Here is a 17,189-nt window from a genome sequence, read left to right on the forward strand (position 1 = left end):
ATCTTTATTCATATATCCGTAATGTAACAGGCTTCACTGTCAAAATTAATTTAAGATAAAGCCTTCATCAAAGATCCTCCTAAACTGGTGTTTGGGAGGATTTTTTGTAACCTAGCAGTCCTAAGTGGAATTGCGAAACGATCAATTCATATTGAACTTGTTCTTAAGCAGCTGTTGTTTGGCTTTCACCTTCCCAAATATCGTCTGAATACCTACCAATACCCTTTGTGTCCTGCTTAGCTTTGGATCGGCAATAAAGCCGTTAAGAATGCTTATAAGTTCGGGGTATTGTTTGACTTAAGTGTGTACTGGCATCTATTTTAAATAGCTTTTGTTTTAGTTCTAAGCTTTAGTAAGACCGGGAAGCTGAGAACTTGTTCGAAGATCACCCGGCCGCACTTAAGTATGAGATAAATAAAGAAGTTATTTAAAAAGTAGCCTTGAATTTCTTTGCTTCGTTTCTTGTTTCAAGACAAGAAATGAAGTCGGGTTTGGGCAGACAGCCCAATTAATAAATTTATTTAGGACAACATTGAAGTAAGATTATTCATCCATACCCATAAATCTCTCTTGATCATCTTTGAAAGAAGTTGCAGATATTGATTTTTTCTTGTCACTATAAAAAAACATTTGCTTAATTAGAATAAGTCTTTAAATAGACCCACTTTTACCAGTGATCCATTTTTTGTAGCCTGACAGTACCAAGTGCAATTGCGAAACGATCAATTCATATTGAACTTGTTCTTAAGCAGCTGTTGTTTGGCTTTCACCTTCCCAAATATCGTCTGAATACCTACCAATACTCTTTGTGTCCTGCTTAGCTTTGGATCGGCAATAAAGCCGTTAAGAATGCTTATAAGCTCGGGGGATTGAAGGTAGCCAAAGGATTTATGTGGGTTTTTCACCCCATTCATCTCGTAGGTGTTGTTCACCAAAATATCGATGGGATGAATTCCCTTGCCGTTGTAAAGAAAATCATCGCCCAACTTGTGGTGCAAGGCAACATGATCTGTAATATCAGCCAGGTTATACCAATGGCTACTGATACCCGGAGGGCTGGACAAAACGGGCTTTCCATTTAGGCGGATCTTTTGCTCGGCAGCAATTTTGCCTATCACAATAGGCAATCCCAGTGGAGAACCCATTGTAATCAGACTGTGAATAGGGATTTCGGGCGTCAGTAAATTTAAAACATCGTAGCTAACGATGGTGCCCATGGAGTGAGCCAGTATCATGATCTCCCGATCCTTATATTTGTTGATAACCTGAACTAATCTCTCCCTAATCTGATCACGAACATGGCTAGACACCTCGCTCTCGTGCTGTGTGTCGTCTTTATAATAGGCATCCAAATCGGGAAAATGCCTTTTAAGAATGTTATCGGTAATAAAACTATAATTGAGTGATTTATCATCGTTAAGAAAAATATCGCTCAGCTTCTCGCTGATAAAACCGTTAACTTTCTTACGGATGCTGTGCTCTTCAATCACTCCTTGTTGCGAGGTTCTCTGAAAAGGTTCATTCAGATAATAGGGACTGTCTTCATCATCGGACCATCTGTCCAGAGGTTTATCGTGCAGGATATCGGCCCAATAAACCATTTCGAATTCAGGCAGGCTCTTAAGGCTTTTTGCCTGGATCATCCCCTCACTCATGGAGTCTTTCCACCATTGTTCGAGAACAAATTTGGGGGCTTTATTACCCAAACCATGAATACCTATAATAACCTGCTGCATCTATTTCCTTTTTATTTTTTTATTGTGGAGCAAAGCTATGATAAATTGGCTATTTGCCTCAATTGAGAGGTGGAATTTTAAACCTGTATGCCGATCCACCATCTGGATGGCGAAAATTGATTAGAATGAAATTGTAATCGAAGAATTAAAAGCTAGCAATAGCCCCATGATTCTTCATGGGATTATAATGATGGAAATAATCTGTGTTATTCTATCAGATTACAATTAAGATTCATAGAATGATTTGAGATTGTAGTACACGGCGCTTAGAAGCAAAAAACCTCCCAAAATAGGAGTTTGGAAGGTTTTCTGGTATCAGTTCCTCCAAAATAAAAATCATTACCCAAAAGTTTCGTCACAAGCTCTTCTGGGCTAAGTTTCCAATTAGAGGCTACCTGTCAAACATATCTTGAATTCCTAAATTCGATTATGTAACTTCTTATTTCTTTATAATCACCCAATAACTAAACGACATATATCAATAGTAATAACTGCCTTAGCAATTGGGAAATTGTTAAAATTGGCCTTATTATTTTAAAAATAAAAAACGAATTCTCTCAATTCTTATACATGCAAAATTTATGGTAAGAATAGATTCATCCACCGAAGTAGAATATTCATATCTAAGGTGATAATTAAAGACTAAACTGTAAATCAATTTTTAACCTAACAAATTACAATCATGAAAAAACTAAGTTATTTTAACCTCCGCTTTGCGGTGACTGCAATTTTAATGCTTGTATTTATAGCATGTGAAAAAACAGAAACAGAGCAAGTTTTGGAGGAAGAAGCAATCACTCAAATGCGTTCTGTTAAAACTGGACAATCAGATCCTTGCGAAATGGACCAATCCTTTCTCGAGCTATACACTAAAAATAATATTGACGTTGGTCATGTGACCATTATGAACAACGGCACAAATATTATTGTGACTTATTTTGTTGAAGAAGGCTGGTTTCTAAAGGAAACAAATCTATTTGTTGGAAAGAAAGAAGATATTCCATTAAAGAAAAAAGGTGAACCTGATAAAGGCAAATTTCCTTACGTTGATAAATTTGACGTACCTATCACAAGCTACGAGTACGTAATTCCGATTGTCGAAGGAGAAAAATGCTACGTAGTTCTAGCACACGCTAAAGTAAACAATTGCGAAAATGATACCGATTGTGGTGAATGTGATGGCAAAGCGACTCAACTAACATTGAGATATGATGGCAACAGTGGGGCACAAATTATGGTCGTGCAGAAAAAAGACAATGTGGTGGTATTCGACAAATTTGTTGATGCCGGCGAGGAGTTTACTTTTATTGGTAAAGATAAGAAAGGCACATTAGGCACTGAGATTACTATAAAGGTTGATGATGTAGAGAATACCAAGATACATACCAGCTGTTCAGAGCCACTTTATATCGGTCTGGTTAAAGGTGATTTTACTATTGTTGACGGATATAGTCGAAATGGAGGTCAATTTTGTACTTCTACCACTCCGCCTTCCGATGACGACGAAGACTGTGAGTGCGAGGGTAAAATAACAAACCTAACAATGACCTATGATGGTGATACGGATGCATTAATTACGGTGAAGCAAAAGAAAGATAATGTAATCGTGTTTAACAAAACCGTTGAGGCTGGTGCAGAGTTTTCATTTATTGGTACCGATAAGAAAGGTACACTTGGCACTGAAATATATTTAAGTATTGATGGGGATCTAAACACAGCCATACATACCTCTTGTTCTCAACCAATTTTTATTGGTATGTCAAGTGGTGATTTTACAATTGTTGATGGCTATAGCAGAAATGGTGGTCAACTTTGTACAACGTACACCGAAAAGTCAAGAACAAAGAACGGACGTGGTGATGATGACAAGGATGAAGAAAAATGCAAAGATGAATCGGCTTGGGCAGATGGAGGAATAGCTTTTAGCGAATTCTTCGATACTGACAAGTGGGGATTTTTAGGAGACTATTGCCTTGTTGACTGCAATTTGGTAATTGCTTTTAAAGCTTATATGACAGAAGATTGGGCTGTAACTTCAGGTGGACCAGGTGATATTGGTTTTATAGGATATTATCGCTTCACCCCTAATTATACAGGCAATAAAATATATTATAACACAGATTACCGTTATTCAAATACTGATAATCCTGTTGGAAATATTATTGTGTCAGATGTAGATAATGATGGCATTTGGGAAGTTACTATAGATAACAGTGACCGAACTGATTTACAATTCCTAGGTGGTGCCTATCTTTTTGTTGGAACACTTGAAGATTATAATGCAGATTTCTTGTTGTATCCATATCAAATACAAAATGATACACCGGTGAACACAATAACATTCCAATTAGATTTCTAGTCTGTTTTTAAAAAGTTCAAATTAGAAGGGTGTCTTTAAAATAAGACACCCTTTTTATATCAATCTTGTAAAGAGGGATACAAAGTTTTGCATTATGGTACCATTAAAGATTTCCCGATACTGGAAAGAATGAAAATTATTGAGATGTACAAACAAAAAAAACCTCCCAAACAGGAGTTTGGGAGGTCTTCTTTCTAAAACTTAAATCGATAGATCTTTATTTCGTGTATAAATCTTTCTCTTTAATAAATTTAATCTTACCATATTCAGCAAGCTTTTTCAAATCTATCTTCGATTTATCACCTACTATCATTGTAACAATAGCTTGGTCTTTAATGTTCTTCTTATAGAAATTTGAGATATCATCGAAAGTGATCGTCTTTGCTTTTTGATCAATTAAAATCGAAGGATCGGCATCGTATCCCATCTCTTTCCAACTAGCTATGCTAAATGTAAGATTTCTAAATGTGGGACGAGCCGTAATACAAGTTTGTGCCAAATAGGGTTGAATAAAACTCATACGTTCTGGCTTCTCGGGCATATCTTTTTTAAGATCGTAAAACACCTGCATAGCATCCAGTGTTTTGTCGGCCTGAGTCCCGATCATCCCAATGAAATAGTTATTTAAACCGGCATGATTTGGCGAAACATACCAAGCTCCAGCCGAATAAGCCAATGAACGGTATTCACGAATCTCCTGTAATACCAAACCAGAGAAACCACCTCCGAAATAGCTATTGAAAGCTTCCTGAGCAGGCACCTCCTCTTTTGTGAAAGGCTTACCATTAGCTAAGAAGTAAATATTAGATTGAATGGCATCCTTACGATTCACAAAATAGATTAAGTTTTCCTGATAATCTTTTACCTGAATGCGCCCCGATTGATCTGCTTTTGTTGGCTTGGCTGTAAATTTAATATGCTTTGCAATCATCTCTTTAACCTGATTGCCATTTGAGCTTCCTGTATAATGGATGTCGCACTCGTAAGCAAACACTTCTGACCAAATGCGATTGAATTCAGCAATTTCGAAATGCTTGATATCCTTTTTGCGCATACGATGAATAGTGCTCGACTTGTCGCCGTACATCACCTGTCCCACAAGAGCCTGTGCAACTCCTGCTGGATCTTCACGTTCGTATTTACGTTCTGATATGATATCATCCATTGCTATTTCTAAATCCTTTTCCTTAATTTGAGGCGATGCCGTAAGCTTACCAATAAGTTGATAGGCACGATCCAAATCTTTTTCAAGACCTGAAATTGTAAGACTCACCCGCTCGCTGTCGCTAGAAAATTCGTAGGTACATCCAATCTTAGCAAATTCGGTTTGCAAATCGTCACGACTCATATCGGTAGTACCAGCTCTGTTCATAAGGGCTACCACCAAATCAATCTCTTTTATTTTTAAGTTCCCTACCTTAAAAACCAATGTCGATGTATAAATATCGTTTTTGGAATTTTTAGCGCAATATAAATTAAGACCTTCTCCTAGGCTTAAGCTTTCAATATCCTCTTCAAAATCGACAAAATCAGGTTTCACTTCTAGTTCGGCAATGTCTTGAAATTTCTTTGCAAAACTCGATACCGCATTGGTGTTGTTTTCGATAGGATCGTACTGAGGCTTGCTCAATTTTTCCTTTTTAGGTGATCCCATTTTCGAATAGAAAGCCAGGTAATTATCACCGTAATATTTTTTTGCAACTCTTAAAATATCAGCTTTTGTAATGGCATTGATTCGAGCTGGATAAGCTTCCAAATCGCCCATCTCTTTATTCAACAAGAACAATTGAGCAATAGAATTAGCTTTCACTTCAGGATCTTCCATCTCCAGTTGAAATGAAACATACATTTCCTTCTTAGCCTGCTGCAAAGCAGCCTCGTCGAAGTCACCATCGCGCACTGTCTGTATTGCCTTTAGGGCTAAATTCTCTGCTGTACGCATCTTTTGTCCTATCAATTTAGGGATAACCAAAAAGATGTCAGCACCATAATCTTGATAGTGCATTGAAATAGCCTCAACAGCCATTACTTTGCCATTTTGAGCCAATTTATTTAAGCTTCCAGTTTCTTTTTCGTTATAAATAAGTTTATTGAACAAGTTCAATGGCAATTCATCAACATGCCCCTCTGGAACCGTTCTAAAACCTAGCATTGCCATTTTTATTGGGCTATATTTCCCTGTCACTTCCTCGCGCCCCTCAAAAGCTGCCTCAACATACTGCTCTTGCTTCGGTAGTTCTCCACTTTTCCATTGTCCGAACTTTTCTTTCAGCATGGGTAAAACGGTTTCGGTATCGAAATCACCTATTAAAACTAAAGCCATATTGTTGGCCACATAGTAAGTCTTGAAAAACTCGTACATCTTAGTTAATGATGGGTTCTTTAAGTTCTCAGTCGTTCCAATAATAGTTTGCTGACCGTATGGATGTTGTTTGTAGAAATTCTTATTAAATGCATCGAGTAAACTTGTAATGAAGTTATCCTGATACATGTTCTTTTCTTCGTAAACGGTCTCCAATTCCGACTGAAAAGCTCTAAACACAGGATTCATAAATCGGTGGCTGTAAAGTGATGCCCATCGTTCTATTTGGTTTGGAGGGAATGCATTGTAAAAAACCGTTTGATCCCAACCGGTACCGGCATTCATATTAGTTCCACCCATCTGATTGATCAGAGAACTGGTTTCATTCAGAATTGAATATTTACCCGCTTCTATCGATTCGACATTAATCTCTTTTTGGATTTTTAAACGCAAACTATCGTCCTTGGTCGCTCCCAATTTATCGTAAAGCGCAATAATACGGTCGATATGCGGTTTCTCCTTTTCCCAATCGCTAGTTCCAAGCTCCGTTGTTCCTTTAAACAACATATGCTCCTGATAATGCGCCATACCTGTGGCATCTTTGGGGTCGTTCTTCGCTCCTGCTTTTACCACAAGCATACCAAACACCTCTTTCTTGCTGTGATCTTCGTTCAAAATAATCGTTAAACCATTGTCCAACTTCAATTGCTTAATGGCACTTTTCTGCGCATTTAGCAGATTGGCTGATAAGAGCATAAAAGCCGTTATCAACAGGGTGTAAAATCGTCTTTGTTTCATCGGGTTGTTATTTTTTTATATCGTGGTAAAAATACAAGCACTCCGATTTTTATGATCGAGTGCTCGAATTCACATCTGTTTAAAGTGCCATTCTAAAAACCATTTCGAACTTAGAATCTCCAGTTTTCGACCTGTCGTAGTCCTTATTCAAAAGGAAGGATTGGCGAAATCCAATCTTCGCATTAATCATATTCCCCAATAGGACATCAAACAGAGATTCAAATCCAACAGAAGCGTATTCTTTCTTCGTGATTGAACGATCGAAATCAGTGATATTATAATCAGCAAAGAACTTAGCAGCAATTCGATTCGTATAGAAAACACCATTGATACCAAACTCAGGATAAGCTACTGGAAGGTTGTAATCAGCCGTAAAACTCAATATCTTTTTATAACCTGGTGTTGAATAACCTCTAGCATATTCATAAGTATCGGTATAGGCATAAGCCGTACCTTTCCATTTGTAATTAGAAGCTAATTCAAGATTATGATTTTTCATCAGACCTGGTAAGAAAAATCTCACGTTTGCTTTAAACTCTTCAGCCTTATTCTTCTCAAATGACTTGTTGTAACTAATTGCCAAGCTTTGTCCCCAACGTGTACCAACATTTTTATACGAGGAGCGTCTTAAATTGTAAAAACTCAAGGCAAATGAATAATCAGCAAAAGAATAGTCCTTTAAACCTATATTCTGTTTTTTGAACTTAATCTGATGTCCTGAAACGCCAGAAGCCAAAGTCAAATTTCTGTAATAGATGCCTGACGATAAATTAAGTGGTAAGACCAAAGAGAAATCCCCCTCTTTTTCATCAAACTCTTCTTTAGTAAAGTGACCGTAATCTCTATCATTAGTCATAGAGAATGAAGCCACTTGCTTCACCCAAAAACCTGCATAAGTTAAATTCGCATTTAGAGCATGCGATTTTTCGTTCGTATTGTAGGTATATGCCGCTGCAGCACCCAAAGTGTTTAAGTCATTATCCGATTTTACATTTAAGCCATACTCCGTATTCGAAGCCTGTATGCCCCACGAGTGCACTTTCACTAAATGTCCCAATCTATTATACTTCTTAAGTTCATCATCACGGTGCTCGGCCGATTCAATAATGCTTCCACCCTCCGACTTAATCGCTTCACTATCGAACATGGTCATTTCGTGAAGCTCTTTGATCTCAATTTCCTTATTCAAAGCTTGATTGAGAGCTATCATTCTTAACTCAGATCCATCAGCCTTTACATTCGAGTACACCAAGTTTTTACCATCCTTAGATAAAGTAGGCCAAAAAGCACCCACTGGTACCGAACTGATTTGCTTAATACTCTTATCAATCGGATTTAGGCTATAGATATTGTCGATACCAGAGAAAGTCGCCGAGAAATAATAATTCCCATTAGCCACTTCAATATCAGTTATAACTTGATTCTTTGGTCCCCAAACAAGCTTTTCAGAATTTTGCTTAATATCGAAAACAGTCACATTGAATTTACCTTTCTTTCGACCTGAGCAAATAATTTCATTTTCGTTAATCCACTTTGGATACATCAAGTAATCGTTATCCTTATTCGCTAATCGCTTAATTTCACGACCCGTTTCAGCATCTAGAATAACCAATACGCAGTTTTGTTCTTTTGTAAATTCAACCACCGCAATTTGCTTCCCATCCTTAGACAGTTGTGGTGAGAAGAACTTCGCATTCTTAGTAATCTTTCTCTTCTTACCCGAAGCCATATCGTATACAACAATGTCCGAATAGTTGTAATTAGCCCATCGAGGATGTGGTGTCGATTCTGACCATGCGAACATGCCATTTGCCACAGAGAAACCGCTATTGGCAGTATTCGACGGATGACAAATAGCTATTTCGTCACCTTCTGGAGATACTTTTATAATCTCAGGGATACTGCTGTATGAAGATTTCAGAACATACAAATCGTCACCAGAATAAGTTGGGAAAGTATAGTTGGTGATATCCTTAGCTGTCTGGCTGATTTTTTCACCTTCAAGAATCACCATTTCAGAAATTTGCTTCTTGTATTCATCGTGATAATGCGCATATGCTTTCTCATACAATTGGCGAGTAGACATACCCGTATGCATTCTTAAGGAATTAGAAAATGGGTAAATCAAGCGTCGCATTCTCATGGTATTTTTCAACACTTTTGCCCAAATATCGTTGCCATATTGGTCGCGCAAATATGAACAAAGCAAGTAACCATACTCGTAGTGATTAGGCATCATATTCTTATACGATCCCATTCTGATATGCTTATATTTGAAATTCTTATCTGCATTCCAGTTGGCATGGTTATTCTGCTGAAAAGCCGATAGTCGGCCTCGACCACCATTGCTTAAAGCTGTTTCATTAACAACAGCATCACCTTCGAAAAACCAATCAGGTACCGTGAAATTTGTAATCAAGCCCCAGCCTTGCTCGCCTTGAAAAAGATACAGGACACTTGCTAAACCCTGCTTGGTATTCGCATACTGAAGCGCATGGCGGTATTCGTGAATCGAAAGCACATCGATAAAATCGTCGCCACCTACCATGTATGGATCTTGTGGGTTGGTGCAATAAAACTCACTCTTATACGGAGCAACTGATACGTAACCATTAGGTGCACTTGTATTGGCTTGTAAAACGATACTTATCTTTCGAACCTTACCGCCTAATGATTCTGTGTTGTTCGCAGCAAGATGGTGCACATAGTCAGAAACTCTTTGCGCTTTAACCGACATATAATCGGGAAAAATAACCCTTACTGTATCGGTATTTATTTGCATCCATTTCTCCGAAGCTGGATTTCCACTTACACTCCCCTGCCCAAAATTTATATGTGTAAAAAGACATACAAAGGCGATTGTCGCCAATAATTTAATTCTATTCATATGATTGATTTATCTAATTTTAAGTTTAAGCCTGCAAAGGAGAAAATTAAAATTAGAAAACCAGTTTCTAGATGTATTTTAAGGCTTCTGATTTCGGAAATTGCTAGGAATTATTGACATTCCGAATTTTGAAGAAATTGTAAAGGCGTGATTTCCTGAAACTTCTTAAAAGCAGTGTAAAACGCACTATTACTTTTAAATCCTGCTTCTAATCCAACGCCTTCGATATTCAACTGAGAGGTTTTACCTGCTAATAACATGGATTTAGCTTTCTCAACACGGAATTTGTTGATATAAGAATTGAAGTTTTGTTGGCTCAATTTATTGATCACTGTTGATACCAAACGAGGGTGTTCTTCTATCTTTTCAGAAATCTGCACGATGGTCAATTCTGGATTTAGATACAACTCTTCAGTTTGTAATAGCGTGTCTACCTTTCCTAAAACTTGCATGTACTTTTCTTGTTCTTTTTCTGATTGAGAACAATCAACATCGACCTTGTTTGTTGACTTTAAAGATGGATCTTTTTCAAGAATTAAATCCTTAGATGACTGTTGTAACAAGCCATGATAAGAAGTCCAATAAACGAGTGAAATTCCAAATACAGATCCTAATAAATCATCTATAAAATCAGTAGAGAATATTGCAATTATAATGGATAAAATGAAATATATAATGACTGAGGTAATAGCAACTAACACCCAATTTAGCTCACGACGTTCTATAGAACTATATTGATTCTTCAATAACTTCGAGTGCTTTCTTACCTTTTTAAAGGTGAGTATGATAATGACAAAGCCATATAAAATCCCTAATAGTTCAAATAACATATATAAAGCTGAATCGTCTAGTGTTTGCCTTAATTCTGAAGATGAAAAGTATATAAAAAGATTAACCACAAACTCAATCAAGCCCGGGATAAGGACATAGTAATTTGCTTTATTATTTTTAATAATTGAGATTTCACCTAAATAAACATAGAGTAAACTGGGCAGTAATGAAAAGAATCCAAATGGTAATAATTCCATATACGGGCTATGTATATACTCATTTACAGTTTCAAAAATATCAGACAGAGATGAGAGGCCTGAAACAATTAAGAAAAAACTAAGGAACAATAAGGAGTTCTTCTTTTTCTTGTTCAAAAATAAAAGAAACACCCCAACTGATAATGCCAGCGACATCTCAACTGTACTCAATAGTGTTACTAAAAGATCATTAAGCTCTATCACCCGTAATTTATTTAAAGTTTAATTTCACAAAAATAGAACTTTTATAGCAGTCCAACTATTTTTGATTTTTAGAGCTCATCAAAAAATATGCCTGAAATAAGAACTGAACGAAAAATTAAAATATTAGAACAAAAAAATCCTCCTAAGCATATACTTAGGAGGTTTTTCGATGTAGCCTCAATAGAATCTAGACAAGAAGAGTCATGACTCTGTTTATCGGAATGTCCTTAATTATTAGATTAACTTATCATTTTTTTATAAAAAAGAACAATGACACTTCTTAGAAAAGTCATTTGTCTAATCAGAAAGGGTCTTTCTTATTCGACTCAAATGTCGTTGCGTAATTCCTAAATAAGGGAATAGATAGTTTAGGGGTATTAATCGTTTAAAACAACAATTAAAGTCTTTTCAAATAATAAAAAATGCCCCCCATTTCGAAAAACGAGGGACATTGCATGATTTTTCTTACCTAATCATCGTAATTTGAAATTAACTTCTCCCCATTGTATAGAATTGTTCATCGGGACGAACAGCTGCAAAATTCATCATTCGATTTGATAGGTTGAAGAATGCAGTAATACCAGCAATATCCCAAATGTCTTCGTCGCTAAACCCATGAGCTCTCAATGGTTCGAAATCATTTTCGTTAATGCCTGCTGAATCAAAAGTGACTTTCATTGCAAAATCGAGCATTGCTCTTTCTCTTTCTGTAATATCAGCTTCCTTATAATTCACCGCCACCTGATCAGCAACAAACGGATTCTGAGATTGTAGACGATGTGATGCACCATGAGACTGCACACAATAAGAACAGCCATTTTTAGATGAGAACACTACGATTATCAATTCTTTATCTGCCCCAGTCAAACCACTTTCTTTGTTCATCAAGGCGTCATTGTAGGCCAAAAATGCACGTAATTCAGCAGGACGGTGTGCCAAAGCCATTATTACATTAGGTATAAAGCCTGATTTCTCTTTTATTCCATTTACAATTGCTTGAATGTCTTCTGGTAATTCGTTAACCTCTGGTACAGGGAATCTGCTAATTTTATTTGTCATGATCTTTTCTTTTTAAATTTATTTACTGTTAATAATTTCAAGACTGTTTTGCCTTTTTCAACTGCTACGATTTGTCTTCTATCAGTTCTACTGACTTTGCAAGCTCAGCTCCATGCTGAAATAGAGAAAATTAAATTCCTTCTCAAATTGATTGCGATCAATGTTGTTTGCATGAATTACGATATGGCTGCGCTTGTAGAAAAACATTAAAATTGTCCAATATAAGGTACTCCAACCAAAGCTTCTTCTTTGTTTTTCAGAGCAAGGTCGACCTGATCTATCAATTTCAGTTTGTCATTTTGCAAATAGCCTCTCAAGGGCAAAAAATTTGATTTGTGGGTTCCGTCTATTCCCAAGTTATCAAGGGTCATATTTTCTAAAAGGATTTTCATCTCTTCCAGAGTTTCATAGGCATCCTTTAGTTTGAATTCACCCTTTTCCACTTGCCTTGCAAGGCTGGTTTTCTCTACAGGAACCGTGGTTAAAATGCCCAAATGATGAGGTTTCATCCTATTAATAATCTCAGCCGTTGCCAAAATATGTGAATTTGAACCTTTTCCCCCCAAGCCAAGCATCACCATCGCTGTTAAACTCATCCCAGACTCGACAATATTTTGTCCTGCCTTAAGAATTTCTGCAGAAGAGCTACCTTTACGAACAGCTTTCAAAACTTGATCATCTCCAGATTCTACACCAAGATAAGTTGTTGTTAATCCGGCTTCGCGCAATTGCTTTAACTCATCAACGCTTTTACTAAGCGTACTCTGTGGTCCCACATAAGTGCTGACTTGTCGTAGATAGGGAAACGCCTTATATAACTCTGATAGTATTTCAAGCAGTACCTCAGTATCAAGAGAGATGGCGTCCCCATCACACAAGAAAACCTTTAACAGACGACGCCCCATGGTAACTTTTGCCATCTTAATATCACCTATGATCTCAGGCAGGGAGCGCACCCTGTATTTACGGTCTTTGTACATCCCACAAAAGGTGCATTCATTGTGGGTACACCCTATGGTACATTGCAACAAAAAGCTATCCGCCTCTGGAGGGGGACGGAAAATCTTGCCTTCATATCTCATTTTGTTGTTCTTTAAATTTTAACTTTTGAATTAAAAGTCGCCACTATTTAGTATCGTTTTACAAGGAATTTCGTTGGAAAGAATCTGAAAGTCTCTCCTCACCTAATTCACTAATTCCAAGATCTATCTTATCAATCATTTTTTGTTTGTCTTTTGGTAAGTCACCAATAACCGGAAGCGTGTTTGTAGGATGAACTCCGTAAAAGGGTATGTTTTCCAAATTGATGCTTCTGATCAGTTCTTTTTCTTCCTCAAGAATTTCAATTTCTGAAGCCGGTAAAAACAGACCATTCTTGGCATCATTAGCCATAGGCGTACCTTCAAACAAGCCCAAAGTACCTGCCCAAATCAGTTTGGGTTTAGTTTCGTTCAAAAAGGCTGCAGTTTGTTTTGCATTCTCCAAGCCCTTGTCTTTTCCTGCCACACCAAGCATTAAGCCTGCCATGTGATTGATACCTGCAGTATTTAGTCGAGCAAGTTCAGTTTTGGCTTCATCCACCGTATATCCCTTCTTGATATCTAAAACGACTTGATTCCAACCAGATTCTACACCAACCCACAAATCATTAATTCCACAAGCTTTCAATTCTTTAAGATCTTCATCACTTTTTGATTGGATATTTTGAATAGAGGCATACATGGTAATGGTTTTGCATTCCGGAAAATAATCATGGATCAACTCTGCGATTTTTTTCAATTGTTTTGCACTCAAAACAAAAGCATCGCCATTTACAAGAAATATACGTTCCATCTTGCGATACATTTGCCTGGATTCTTGCAGATCTCGCTCTATCTGATCGGTATTTATCACACGAAAATTAACATCATCGTACATATTACAATACGTACACTCATTATGAGCACAGCCGACTGTTACTTGCAATAACATACTGTTTGCTTCTACCGGGGGTCTATAGGTTGTTCCTTCAAATTTCATTTTTATACTTTTTTTATATTTTATATCTAACTAAGCTTATTGATCCGGATAATATTAACTCAGTAAGGCTTGTAATACATTCCCTACTGGGCTTAATTATTAAATAGACACATTACAAAAATTAGCAATAACTTAAAATGTTTCTGTACTACTTACAGGGCTCATTTAGAAAGATCTGCTGCAATATCAGCGAACAAACCGGGTAAGTCTGTAGCTTCACGTTCTGTCTGGCCACCATGCTTCAAAAATGCTTCGATAATTATCTCCGTTTTTTTCTCTTTGGCTCGCTCAAGAAAATATCGCAATTCCATCTCAACACCAGCTTCTTCATCCAGAATGGAAGCAGCGATAATTTCTTTATACATCACGATATCACGTATTTCCAAGTTTCTAATAACCGATAGTGTTTGATCAAGGAAATTATCCATTTCTGCTTTAGGCACAAATTGAGTGATGATGTTTCGTTTCTCAGCTTCTTGTGCCGTAAAATCGTTACCTTTTAGTAGCGCTTGAAGAGCTTTGCTTTTTCCCATTCGTCGGGCAAATTGTACAGCACCCTGACCTCCTGTAGGGATGTTAACTCCTATTTCCGGTTGACCAAATGCAGCATTCTCTGTGCCATAAGCCAGGTCGCAAGCCATTACAAATTCATTACCACCACCACGGGCCACACCATCAACAATAGCAATTGAAAGTTGCTTCATCGCTTTGATGCTATTAAGCATACTACTGAATTCAATAATAGCAGCTTGCCCGCCTGGTTTGCCATAGATAACATTTAGATCAAGGTGAGCCGAGAAAAACACCTCATGATAGGATTTAAATACAACGACTTTAGTGTCGCGATCATCATTTAAGGAAAGGATAAATGCCTTGATTTCGTTAATCAAATCGATTGTCAAAACGTTTACTGGTGGGTTTTTAATAATAACATTTGCCACTCCATTGTCTTTTGTAATAATCAGCTTACTCATTTTCTTAATATTTAAATTTATTATTCTCTATTTCCTATAAAAACTTACGCACACTACATCTAATAATACTCTCACATATAATACATTAGGATTCTTTCCAGATGAATAAAACCATTATTTATTTGGTTGTACATACAACTATAGTGTAACTAAAAAAGGATCTAATCCTTTAAAAGCATATTTGCTTTGTTAATATCTGCAGTCAGATTCTTGGAAAAATCCTCATCCAACACTTCATAATATCTTTCATACATTTTTTTCATCGCGCTTTCTATCAACACTCTCAGTTCTTTTCCCTTTTCGGTTGGATAAATAAAAACCGATCGCCCCTTTTGAACTCTTTCGACCAATTGCTTTTGCATTAACTTGTCGATAAAACGAGTCATAGTAGAGGCTTTCAGATTCATTTTTTGACTTAATTCATTCTGACTCAGTCCTGGCTCATCAAGCAAAGTGAGCATCAAATAAGCATGAGAAGAAGTCAATCCTGTTATCTTAAATTCCTCTTCCGCCATTTCATTAATTTTTCTGGCAAGAGAATTGACTGTAAAATACAGGCAGCATTCGTGAAATGTCTTAGATTCTTTAGTCATGTTTGTTTCTTTATCTGCTGCAAATATAGATATATTAGTTGTACATACAAGTGTTTTTATCTTTTTTTTCAAAAATCTTCTGATTCTTACTCAAATCAATTTTTAAGTATGAATCAAAATCTAGAGTTTTAGGCTGTTATTGTGCCAATAAACTATGAATTTCTATTCCGAAAAAAAACATATCTGTAAATTAGTAAGTGTATACAGTGAATAAAAGCTAATAAAGGAGCTGTTTTTATAGGATTATGAAGGGGTATTTATCCCACTCATTTAAACGAGCGTTCTTGATAGAAGAGTAAATCAAATGGGTGTAAATCTACATTTATTTAGAGAAGGATGCCATTTCAAAATAAACACAATGGCTATACAGATCAACTCATCTGGCTTTAAAATGACAAAAGCTTAAAGGTATGTTTTGATCAAAAACAAAAAATCCTCGTGAGTATATACTCACGAGGATTATAAGTGACCCCAGCAGGACTCGAACCTGCATCTAGTGTTTAGGAAACACTTGTTCTATCCCTTGAACTATGGGGCCAATGCTCGACAAAAGTATTTAAATCTGATTAATTAACAAAACAAAAATGAATAAGAGAAAAAATACAATATACTATAGCCTATCTAAGAATAATTAAGAAGGAAATTTATCATACCTATAATCATGTATTATATTAAACAAATTTGTATGTTTGATATATCTTAAAAGAATATAAAGAAAAGGCGTGTTCAGAAACCTGATCATTTCAAAACTAAACAAGTCAATAACTTTCAAGCATATGAGAAAATTCATAATCATACTACTTGTTCTTTCATGCTTATCAAGTCAAGCTCAAAACACAAAAACAATTGTACTCAAACAATTCCTATCCGACATCATAACAGTTGATGCTAAACAGATTAACAGTCAACAACCCATCATTAGCATTAACGAAATTGCTCAAATTAAAGCTGAAAAGGCAATTACAATAAACCGAGAAAGCATAGGTTCTGCTTTAATTGAAGCTAAGAATTATAAATACTGCTTAATAAGCGTTGATGCACACACCCTTGTTAGAGTTATCAGTTTTAAGGATAGTAGTCCGAGTGGAGCTTGGCGTGCTTCCATGCCGCTTTGCAAGGGTTATATTCAAAAATCTGGTGTCCTTCATGAGAAAAAAGATTATTTGAAAAATTTAATTGGCAGACCAGATTCTCAGATTCGGATCATGTATTTATTCAACTAATATTGAA

General features: G+C 36.5%; 11 protein-coding genes and 1 tRNA gene. 2 read left to right on the plus strand and 10 right to left on the minus strand.

The features are described from left to right. Window positions 1-722: 722 nt before the first annotated feature. Window positions 723-1,736 (minus strand): hypothetical protein, encoded by a 1,014-nt coding sequence (locus ACXR6G_RS03920; protein ID WP_458360095.1) that lies wholly within the window; start codon window positions 1,734-1,736, stop codon window positions 723-725. Between the two features lie 682 nt (window positions 1,737-2,418). On the opposite strand from ACXR6G_RS03920, the gene ACXR6G_RS03925 reads away from it, so the two are divergent. Further along, entirely contained in the window at window positions 2,419-4,095 is a 1,677-nt protein-coding gene (locus ACXR6G_RS03925) for a DUF7467 domain-containing protein (protein ID WP_458360096.1), read from the plus strand. A 217-nt stretch (window positions 4,096-4,312) separates the two neighbouring features. Here the strand turns inward: ACXR6G_RS03925 and ACXR6G_RS03930 are convergent, their stop codons facing one another. From ACXR6G_RS03930 to ACXR6G_RS03970, 9 genes are all read right to left on the minus strand, one after another. Further along, a complete protein-coding gene (locus ACXR6G_RS03930; RefSeq protein WP_458360097.1) occupies window positions 4,313-7,195 on the minus strand; it encodes a M16 family metallopeptidase in 2,883 nt (960 codons plus the stop codon). A gap of 79 nt (window positions 7,196-7,274) precedes the next feature. Beyond that, window positions 7,275-10,082, minus strand: coding sequence for a hypothetical protein (locus tag ACXR6G_RS03935; RefSeq protein WP_458360098.1), 2,808 nt, complete (start codon window positions 10,080-10,082; stop codon window positions 7,275-7,277). Between the two features lie 110 nt (window positions 10,083-10,192). Continuing rightward, complete coding sequence (locus ACXR6G_RS03940; protein WP_458360099.1) at window positions 10,193-11,314, minus strand: helix-turn-helix domain-containing protein; 1,122 nt, start codon at window positions 11,312-11,314, stop codon at window positions 10,193-10,195. 489 nt (window positions 11,315-11,803) lie between these two features. Beyond that, entirely contained in the window at window positions 11,804-12,373 is a 570-nt protein-coding gene (locus ACXR6G_RS03945; protein ID WP_458360100.1) for a peroxidase-related enzyme, read from the minus strand. 206 nt (window positions 12,374-12,579) lie between these two features. Beyond that, a complete protein-coding gene (locus ACXR6G_RS03950) occupies window positions 12,580-13,455 on the minus strand; it encodes a radical SAM protein (protein ID WP_458360101.1) in 876 nt (291 codons plus the stop codon). Between the two features lie 58 nt (window positions 13,456-13,513). Next, entirely contained in the window at window positions 13,514-14,392 is an 879-nt protein-coding gene (locus ACXR6G_RS03955) for a radical SAM protein (protein WP_458360102.1), read from the minus strand. A 161-nt stretch (window positions 14,393-14,553) separates the two neighbouring features. Continuing rightward, window positions 14,554-15,366: an enoyl-CoA hydratase/isomerase family protein gene (locus ACXR6G_RS03960; protein ID WP_458360103.1), complete on the minus strand. Its 813-nt coding sequence runs from the start codon at window positions 15,364-15,366 to the stop codon at window positions 14,554-14,556. Between the two features lie 161 nt (window positions 15,367-15,527). Continuing rightward, on the minus strand, window positions 15,528-16,031 hold the full coding sequence (locus tag ACXR6G_RS03965) for a MarR family winged helix-turn-helix transcriptional regulator (RefSeq protein ID WP_458360104.1): 504 nt from the start codon (window positions 16,029-16,031) through the stop codon (window positions 15,528-15,530). Between the two features lie 394 nt (window positions 16,032-16,425). Next, window positions 16,426-16,497 (minus strand) — tRNA-Arg (locus ACXR6G_RS03970). A 238-nt stretch (window positions 16,498-16,735) separates the two neighbouring features. On the opposite strand from ACXR6G_RS03970, the gene ACXR6G_RS03975 reads away from it, so the two are divergent. Further along, a complete protein-coding gene (locus ACXR6G_RS03975; protein WP_458360105.1) occupies window positions 16,736-17,182 on the plus strand; it encodes a hypothetical protein in 447 nt (148 codons plus the stop codon). Window positions 17,183-17,189 lie beyond the last annotated feature (7 nt).

It is taken from the genome of Ancylomarina sp. YFZ004 (assembly GCF_054254355.1).